The organism is Okeania sp. SIO2B9, from assembly GCF_010672505.1.
Classification (GTDB): Bacteria; Cyanobacteriota; Cyanobacteriia; order Cyanobacteriales; family Microcoleaceae; genus Okeania; species Okeania hirsuta.
The window spans coordinates 1-7,405 of record NZ_JAAHGK010000231.1; the positions used below are offsets into that span (position 1 = coordinate 1).

At 32.0% G+C, this 7,405-nt stretch carries 5 protein-coding genes; 2 read left to right on the plus strand and 3 right to left on the minus strand.

Going from position 1 to position 7,405, the window contains the following annotated elements; translation table 11 throughout:
• A partial coding sequence (locus tag F6K13_RS10720; RefSeq protein WP_287287355.1) for a hypothetical protein occupies nucleotides 1-1,306 on the minus strand: 1,306 nt, incomplete at its 3' end.
• A gap of 515 nt (nucleotides 1,307-1,821) precedes the next feature.
• Between F6K13_RS10720 and F6K13_RS10725 the strand changes: the two genes are divergently transcribed.
• Nucleotides 1,822-2,376, plus strand: coding sequence for a hypothetical protein (locus F6K13_RS10725; RefSeq protein WP_287242067.1), 555 nt, complete (start codon nucleotides 1,822-1,824; stop codon nucleotides 2,374-2,376).
• Nucleotides 2,377-2,485: 109 nt separating this feature from the next.
• Here F6K13_RS10725 and F6K13_RS10730 read toward each other — a convergent pair whose 3' ends face one another.
• Nucleotides 2,486-4,255, minus strand: coding sequence for a hypothetical protein (locus tag F6K13_RS10730; protein ID WP_287242069.1), 1,770 nt, complete (start codon nucleotides 4,253-4,255; stop codon nucleotides 2,486-2,488).
• A gap of 551 nt (nucleotides 4,256-4,806) precedes the next feature.
• Between F6K13_RS10730 and F6K13_RS10735 the strand changes: the two genes are divergently transcribed.
• On the plus strand, nucleotides 4,807-5,136 hold the full coding sequence (locus tag F6K13_RS10735) for a cupin domain-containing protein (protein ID WP_124154577.1): 330 nt from the start codon (nucleotides 4,807-4,809) through the stop codon (nucleotides 5,134-5,136).
• Between the two features lie 442 nt (nucleotides 5,137-5,578).
• Here F6K13_RS10735 and F6K13_RS10740 read toward each other — a convergent pair whose 3' ends face one another.
• A complete protein-coding gene (locus F6K13_RS10740; protein ID WP_124145641.1) occupies nucleotides 5,579-7,126 on the minus strand; it encodes a glycosyltransferase family 39 protein in 1,548 nt (515 codons plus the stop codon).
• Nucleotides 7,127-7,405 lie beyond the last annotated feature (279 nt).

A 7,405-nucleotide genomic window follows, 5' to 3' on the forward strand; every position in this document is an offset into this window, starting at 1 on the left:
GATTAATCAAAATTGGCGCACCTGTAGCAATTCTAAAATCAACGAATTTTCCAGAAGCGTAAGGAACTAAATATATATCTCCCGCCTGTTTATTTTCTTTGACATATTCCATAATAATTGGCGTATCTTTTTGATTAATAGTTAGCTTTTCTAGTTGTATTCCCACTCCTGACAAGATGAATAGATATATTCCTACTAAAGTTCCAATTTCAAGCAGTTTTTTGTATTTCAGAATTTGAGGATAATATCTCTCAAAAATAACAGCCACAATATAGGCACTTATCATACAACTAGAAATCGGAACTAAAAAAGCGGATACTCGCCAAGGAGTAAGAAATGCCAAAGTATTACTGACAGAAATTATTTGAATTATTGTCAGAATAGTTGCTGTGGCAAAGGGAAAAAACAAGATAAAAAATAGTCTATTTTTGCGGAGAAGATAGAGAGCGATCGCTACTACTAAAATTTGTATTGTGGCGGCAGGTTCAGTTAACCAAATATCGGGGAAGGAATGATGGGGAATTCGATTTACAAGTAAACTTTCAGAAATTTGAAAAAGCTCTGGAGATGTGGGTCTAAAAGTAATAGTCATATAACTGACTACTGGTAATACAAAGATAAATGAAACAACACCTATTAATAATGATTTTTTGAGATTATTTTCATTTTTATAAGTGAGAATAAGATAAGCTAAAGTTAGTAAAGCTGCACTAGGGAGATATGTGGGATGAAAGGTTGCAGCTATTCCTAAAGCTAATACTGCCAAAAAAGGTTTTTTTCTCAGAAAGGCATAGATAGAAAAGATAATTAATACTCCAAATGTACAGGGTTGAAAATAGTCACCGAGAATATATTGTTCGGCTAAACCATAGTGGAGATGTACATGAGTTTTAAAGTCAAATATTCTGATTTGTAGACAGTGGATAGTCAGGAGGAGGAGAAAATAAATGAGTAGTTTCAGTCGGGAAGTATTAATTTTGAAAATTATAGAAGCAATGCCAAGTATACTGTAAATGTAGATGCCAAAAATTAGGATGTAATAGAAGTAGAAAAAGTTTTCGTGGAGGTAAGTATAAGTAATTTGAACTAAAAAAGTAAAAGCGGGTAAAGGGTCGAGTGTATTAGCTAACCAATCTTTGTTTAAATAACCAGAACCAGCTTTAGCTAATCCTTGTAAAAATTTAGTATGTTGATTTGAGGTATATAGAGGGTCTTGAGTATAGGAAATTCCGAAAATTAAGCCTAAGATAAAAATTTGAGCTATGGGATTGAGGATTTGATTTTTCAATGTGCTAATTTTCACCATTTCATTACCTTAAAGAAGGAAGAAGTAAAAAGTGGATGGGGATACTGAAAAGTTACTACTTCATGGGATTAACCCTAACTAATTATAGACACTGTGTAGATATAAGGTATTAAATCCAGATAGAATTCATCTAGAAAAGATAATACTAGAAAATTTACAACTAATAACTGAAATAATACCAATTTGAAAAAATAATGCTACAAAAAGGTAGATATCGACCGCGCATGCTTAAAAATAGCCGTTCCAATTAATTTTAGATATTTATATCTATTTTTCCCCCCTTTTTTTTCGATATTTCCTCCTTCTTCCTTCTTCCTTCTTCACTCTTCCTTCTTTCTTGCTTCTAGCATTTGTAACAAACATTTATCAAAATGGTATAACACCATATTGTAAATTTATTTAGAAGTTAATCTTAATCTCTGTTGCCCAAAAACATAGAACTATATAGCCGATCAAGCGATAAATTTTTGTATAATTTTCAAGAAGTCTACTAAATATTTATCTGATGATAAGCCATGTCAAAAAAAATTAATCTTCCTGAACCTATAGGTTTTATTTTTGCCTTTGTATTAGGATTATATTTGTTATTTGGTTCTGAACTGACAACCCTAAAATGTAAACGCCTCCAGTTAAACCAAAAAGTAACCTGTGAAGTTACTTATTTTGGCTTGCGTGGAAAACGTATTACTGTAATTATTCCAGGACAGCTTCAAGGTACTAAAAAAAAGCGAATGGGTCATAAACGAAAGAGTGGATATGGAATATTTCTTTTGACTGAATATGATGAAATTCCAATACAAGAAGCTTTTTCTGCTTCAAGTGAATTAGTAGCTACTCAAAAAGTAGACCGGATTAATAATTTTTTGAATAACCCAGAACAAATGTCGCTTGAAATGCTACAGCATCCTAACTGGTTTATAGTTTTTTGGGGAATTATATTTGTTATTTCGCCTATATTATTTATTGGTACTTATGTTTTAGGTTATGGAGAAAGGAAATCTAGCATCCGGAGAATTCAAAGAGAAATCTCCTACCCTTATCATGAGGATGAAAAATCAGATATAAGTTAGCTAAAAGCAAGTTTAAATTTAACAAAAGAATGGCAAAACTGTAATCTCGATAACGATAAATTAAATATAGAAAAAAGAGGTTGCTAATTTCAGTATTTTTTCTTATTGCTTATTCAAGCAAAATACATTTACTTTCCAAAACCCATAATTTTTCTGTTTCTAAAACCGAACATTTATCTATAGTGCCAACTATGGCAGGGATAGTTCCATTTTGGAGGTTAATTTCAATCTGATTTCCCATTTGATGATACCACTGTCTCAACCAACGATTCTTCAGAACATATTCTGGCATAAATACTTGACGGTCTAAGATTAAAAAATCTATTTCATAAGTATTGATAAAATTCTGAATCAATTGAATATCTGAATGATACTGAGCAAAAATAAATTCTGTAGCTCGTTGTTTAATTTGATTGTAATAACCGAGATGATAAGGAATGGCATATTCCCAGGCAAACAATACCGAACGTTGAGAAAATGTAGGAATATAATCCACCTCTTCTGAAAGAGAAGCAACGAGAATATCTTTTGGTTGTTGAGCAAAAAATTCATAAATTTCTGGAGATTTACCTCTTCGATAATTAAGGTGAGAAAGATTTTTCCACAAGCTAAAATTACCAATAAGTAAAATCCCTAAAAATCCAATAAAAATTAATCCTGAAAATCTTCTAATTTTGTCAGATGGCTGTTGAATTAGCCACTGAAATACGGCATCTAAAATTATGCACAAAACAACGGCAGTTGCTATAGCTAAAATTATCCGAAAACTATAATTTGTGTAACGACTTGGTAAATGTAACTTGAATAATAAAAGATGAGCTGCCACGAATAAAACTACACCAGCAAAAAAAATCTGAACTAACAATTTAATATTCGGTGTTATTTTTTGAATTAAAGGTAGTCTTCTGAGAAAATTTTTTGCCCCATCAAAGTTATAAATTTCTTCTTCTTCCTTCTGCCTTCTGCCTTCTGCCTCCTGCCTTCTGCCTTCTTCCTTCTTCCTTCTTCCTTCTTCCTTCTGAAAAAGTATTGGCAAAAATAATCCAAGTATTAATATGCGAGGCAGAAATAATTGTTGAGGTAAAATGCCACTACGACTGCCGAAGATGAAAAAATCCCAAAAATTTTGTAAGAAAAAAGGACCTCTACCAGCTTGGCCAAATTCTGGCAAAACTTTTGCTTGAAATGCTGTAATTACAGGTTCATAATTACTAGAATTTAAAGCATAAAAGAAAATCACCAACAAACTTAATCCTAAACCTACCCCACTAAATAGATAATCTTGTGGATTTTTGCTCAAACAACACTTCCCTTTTTCCCAGTCTAAAAGTCTGATAATTAAAATCAAAGCAGTCAGGATAACGTATTGAGGATAAAATAATCCCAACAGAGCGATCGCTACTAAAAATGGAACTAATGATTTTCGCAATAAATAGTATAAAACTGCCATAAATAAAGGACATAAAAAAGCTCTAGGTGTGCCAGAAGCTATGTCATCTTGAAGCCAGATATTTTGACTTAATAATACTGAGGCAATAAAACCAGCAAAAGGTATGGGTAATATCTGAAAACAAATTCCAAAACAGTAGGCAGCAGTTATTACACTTAAAGGTAATGGTAATAATTTATTCAGGAACATTGGGTCTATTCCTACTTGGAAAAATAGCCAATAGAAAATTTTATAACCCCATGGTGCAACAGACTGAAAATAATCAGCAATTAAATCATTAGGAAATAATTCTGGGTCGAAAAAACGACGCATCCAAAAAACGTGCTGTCTTGCATCATCTTGCACAATATATTCTCCCCTAAATGCTTGTTTAAGTGCTAGTAAACTATATATTGCTGCGAAGGTTAAGCTGAGAATTAGCCAGAACATTTTCTGATTTGTTTTTGGGGTATTTGATGGGATTAAAATTTGTTTAAGCTTTTGGATATACATGATTTTGTAGTAACGGTGTAGATTCAAAGCGTGCCTTGCTTACAGCCTGCTTCAACCTTATTTTTACTATGTTATATTGATTTATGGTAATTGCTTATCTATAGCGCTACGCACTAGGGAATAGGGAACAGGGAACAGGGAATAGCAAACTGTCACAAATGCATTGTTTATTTGCTAACTCATAATATACAAAGATACATAAGATCCAAACTTTTCAAAAGTATCTATGTAGACAAGACTCAAAATTATTTCTCTTAAAAATTAAGCGATAGATACCGATGGCCCACAAACGTAAAAACGTAAATAAGTAATAGGAAAAATAGAGCTACCTTGAAAAGCTTTGAAAAATATGCAAATACTAACTAGGACTCATCAATTTTCTCATCTTTTAGATAGAAAGTCAGATTTATTTGGATGTGTGCGTGTAGGTAATGGATTAGTAAAAAAAATGAAAGTAACCAGTCAAAAAAATGGAGGTTTTAAATTAAATGATACTTTCTAGTGATAGCATTCCCCTAGTCAGAGGATACTGTGGCGCTCTTAGAAAACTTGTATTAGAAGGACTAGCTCAACTTGAATATCTTGTTGTAGATAAAGCAGAAAAGCATTATCATAAGAAGACTACGGAATATTATTATGTACTTGAAGGAACAGGACATATATCTCTTGACGATAATATACAACCTATTAAAAAAGGTGATGTGATTACAATAAAACCTGGGGTAAAACATCAGGCAATTGAAGGTCATACTCCCTTAGAAATTCTTGTAATTCAAGTACCTCCTGTTCAAGGTGACTGTTATATTGTAAATGAATAGCTTCAACTTTGTGCTGAAAGTTCAAAAGTAAGAAAGGGTTGAAAAGGCGTTAGTAAATCTACATCATAATTAAGATATTTGGACTAACCGTAATCAACATCAGAATTATGAATACCCCTTTCATTACTTGCTCCCGAATAACTAATAAACGAAATAATCTGTAGGGACGTTGCATGCAAAATCTCTACCTATTCCTTAAGCACAAAAATCATAGCTAAATTCACCAACACCTTGAAAATTTGTGAGTTATAAAGGGAGTTACCTGAAATTTAAGATATATCCCCCTAGAAATAAATTTTCTACCCCACACTTTCTAGGGTTTTTTAGAATTTTACTTCATACAAATAATTCAAACAAAACTGTATTGTTTCTTTGTTATAGCAAGCAAGGAGTTGGTTAGGACTTATGCGGATGATGAACCTTAGATAAAGAAATGCTTTTCCTACTGTTCCCTGCTATAACTCATATCATATAGATATACATAAGACCCTGGTTTTTCAAAGGTATCCATTCTCAGACCAATTTCATCCAGATAATAATTTAAAAATTTCCTTTCTGCGGGAATATGAGTATGAGAAAATAATAACCAAACTCTTTTATTCCCCCGCAGTTTATCTAAGTCTTTTTCATATCTTGTCATTTCAGCAATTGATAATTCTTGACCGTCATATTTATCTAAGTCATCCACACCAATAATATAATCTCCCTCTTGATAACCATATTTTTCTGCATAATACTGAAACTGATATATACCTCGTTGATAAATATATAAAATGTCTCCTGGTTGCTGATGTTTTTGAATATAATTCAGCACAGGTTTAATTTCTGAATAAGTTCTCGGGTCTTCTATCAAATCAATAGCTTTTGATAAGGGTTTATATAACAATAAGATAACCAATAAAATCCCAATAATTTTTATCGGTCGAGATTTAGGTTTACTCAGAATATAACCTCCACCTGCTGCAATGAGAAAAATTACGAATGGTGTGAGAAATAAAACTAGACGACTCCGAAATGGGTATTGGTGTAAAAAGGATGCTAAAAAAGTTACGAATAATGGAGAAAGTAACAACAACAAAATTTCTTTTCTGCTCAACCAACAAGAAATACAACCTACTAAAAAAAGGATAATAGCTAATCCATCCATCCATTTAGTAAAACCCAAAGGTTTATAGAAAAATTTGCCAAAAGTATCTAACATCCAAACAATATCAAATGGGGAATTAGGAAAACCATCCCCCCAAGAAGTTGTGAGAGTTTCGTTGCCAGTTAAATTTATCAGAGATACAAAATAGAAAATGATAAAACTTAATAACCAACCTGAGTAAATTACTAATAACTGTTTGGTTTGACTAAAGTTTTTCTGCCATAAATTAATTAGTAAAGCACTACCCCCAATACTTGCCAAAATCAAGATAGAAGGATGAGAAAACCAAATAGCGATCGCTCCGAGCAAACCAAATTTAATTATTTGACCAAAGTTCAATTTTGCCTTAACCAAAGGTAGTAATAATAGATATAAAAGGAGAGCGATCGCTACATCACTAGAATATTGTTTTACTTCTGCGGAATAGTAGACTAAGTATTCCAAACTGGCAAACAAAATTAAACCGATAGGAATAGCAGATTTAGGAATCAACTTTTTTGCTAATTCATAAAATACAAACAACGAACCTACGCCACAAATAAAAGGAAATAATCGTAGAGCATACTCGTTATTCCCTAATATCTTAACTGCCAATTTTTCTACCATCAAAAAACCAATTGGGGCACCTTGGTCATAATCCAAAGGTTGGAATAATTCCAAATAAGAACGATTGACAATATTCAAAGCCAAAACCGCTTCATCCGCCCAAAGAGAACGATTAGATAAATATTGAACTAACCTTAAAGCTACCCCAAAAGCAATAATTAAATATGGCAGTATTTGATTTTCAAGGAAAAACTTAAAATCTGGTAAACCAAACTTTTTATCCCTAATAATTTCCATGTTAATTCAAAAGTCAAAAGTCAAAAGTAAGATTTTATAGAGCTACAAAACTTTAATTTTACAGTAATTTACCGAAATTATTGAACATTTAAAGTTGAAAATTATTTGTGACATAGTCAATTCAAAAGTTAAAAGTTAAAAGTTAAAAGTAATATTTTATAGAGCTACAGAACTTTAATTTTACAGTAATTTACCGAAATTATTTACAGCATATTTCGGGCAAATGAGGTACAAGCTTGAATAGTAAAATCATTGTAGTGCGGGCATCTTGCCCGCGAC